This is a genomic window from Streptomyces sp. 13-12-16, from assembly GCF_002114215.1.
Classification (GTDB): Bacteria; Actinomycetota; Actinomycetes; order Streptomycetales; family Streptomycetaceae; genus Streptomyces.
This window is the reverse complement of the sequence record NZ_NCTE01001255.1, coordinates 891-2,958: the sequence shown is the minus strand read 5'-3', so window position 1 is coordinate 2,958 and position 2,068 is coordinate 891. Positions and strand designations below refer to the sequence as shown.

1 protein-coding gene is annotated in these 2,068 nt (G+C 69.6%); it reads left to right on the top strand.

Features of this window, described 5'->3' with window-relative positions; all coding sequences use genetic code 11:
• Positions 1-344 precede the first annotated feature (344 nt).
• Positions 345-2,068: glyoxylate carboligase (gene gcl, locus B7767_RS38840; protein ID WP_085576065.1), on the top strand; the 1,724-nt coding region annotated here is incomplete at its 3' end.

The following is a 2,068-nucleotide window of genomic DNA, read 5'->3' as shown; positions in this document are numbered from 1 at the left end:
GCGCGGTGCCCGACCGGGCCGGGCACCCCGTCCGGGTCCAGCGGCGGAGTGACGGGCGCGCCGCACGCGCAGGGGTACGACGGTGCCGTGTAGCGGTGCGAGCGCCGACAGGCGGGACAGCGCACCGGCACGCTCTCGGGCATGGTCCCCTCCCGTGTTCTCGGGGCGGTGTCCATCGTCCTCCAGCGGTCCGCCGGGTGTCCGGCATTTGCCCCTCTCTTGACGGCTCCGGCCACCCACCCTACATTCATTCCAGATAGTAGAAAGTAATTTCCACCATACGGAAGTGCTCACCGCGGGGCGCGACGGGAGTACGCATCCGACAGCCGAAGCAGGAGTACTCGATGGCTCGAATGACCGCTGCCCGCGCGGCAGTTGAGATTCTCAGGCGTGAGGGCGTCACCGACGCGTTCGGCGTCCCGGGCGCGGCGATCAACCCCTTCTACGCGGCGCTCAAAGCCTCCGGCGGCATCACCCACACCCTCGCCCGCCACGTCGAGGGCGCCTCGCACATGGCCGAGGGCTACACCCGCGCCCGCCCCGGCAACATCGGCGTCTGCGTCGGCACCTCCGGTCCGGCCGGCACCGACATGATCACCGGCCTGTACTCCGCGACCGGCGACTCCGTCCCGATCCTGTGCGTCACCGGCCAGGCGCCGACCGCCGTGATCCACAAGGAGGACTTCCAGGCCGTCGACATCGCCTCCATAGCCAAGCCGGTCACCAAGATGGCGGTGACCGTCCTGGAGGCCGCGCAGGTCCCCGGCGTCTTCCAGCAGGCCTTCCACCTCATGCGCTCCGGGCGGCCCGGCCCCGTCCTGATCGACCTGCCGGTCGACGTGCAGCTGACGGAGATCGAGTTCGACCCGGACACCTACGAGCCGCTCCCGGTCTACAAGCCCGCCGCGTCCCGCGCCCAGATCGAGAAGGCGATCGGCATGCTGAACGCCGCCGAACGCCCGCTGATCGTCGCGGGCGGCGGTGTCATCAACGCCGACGCGGCCGAACTGCTCGTCCGGTTCGCCGAGTTGACCGGCACCCCGGTCGTGCCGACCCTGATGGGCTGGGGCGTCATCCCCGACGACCACGAACTCAACGCCGGCATGGTCGGCCTGCAGACCTCGCACCGCTACGGCAACGCGACCTTCCTGGAGTCCGACTTCGTCCTCGGCGTCGGCAACCGCTGGGCCAACCGCCACACCGGGAGACTCGACGTCTACACGGCCGGCCGCACCTTCGTGCACGTCGACGTCGAACCCACCCAGATCGGCAGGATCTTCGCCCCCGACTACGGCATCGCCTCCGACGCGCGCGCCGCGCTGGAGCTGTTCGTCGAGGTGGCGAAGGAGCTGAAGGCCGAGGGCCGGCTGCCCGACCGCTCCGCCTGGGCGGCCGCCGCGCAGGAGAAGCGCGCCACCCTCCAGCGCCGTACGCACTTCGACGACGTCCCGATCAAACCGCAGCGCGTCTACGAGGAGATGAACAAGGCCTTCGGTCCCGAGACCCGGTACGTCTCCACCATCGGCCTCTCCCAGATCGCCGGCGCGCAACTGCTGCACGTCTACCGGCCCCGGCACTGGATCAACTGCGGCCAGGCGGGCCCGCTCGGCTGGACCGTCCCCGCCGCGCTCGGCGTGGCGAAGGCCGACCCCGAGGCGCAGGTCGTCGCGCTGTCCGGCGACTACGACTTCCAGTTCATGATCGAGGAACTGGCGGTCGGGGCGCAGCACCGGATCCCGTACGTCCACGTCCTGGTGAACAACGCCTACCTGGGCCTGATCCGGCAGGCGCAGCGGGCGTTCGACATCGACTTCCAGGTCAAGCTGGAGTTCGAGAACGTCAACGCCCCGGAGCTGGGCGTCTACGGCGTCGACCACGTCAAGGTCGCCGAGGGCCTGGGCTGCAAGGCGATCCGGGTGACCGACCCGAACGAACTGGGCGCGGCCTTCGAGCAGGCGAAGAAACTCGCGGCGGAACACCGCGTCCCGGTGATCGTGGAGGCGATCCTGGAACGCGTCACCGACATCGCCATGTCGACCACCAACGACATAAGCAACGTGGTCGAGTT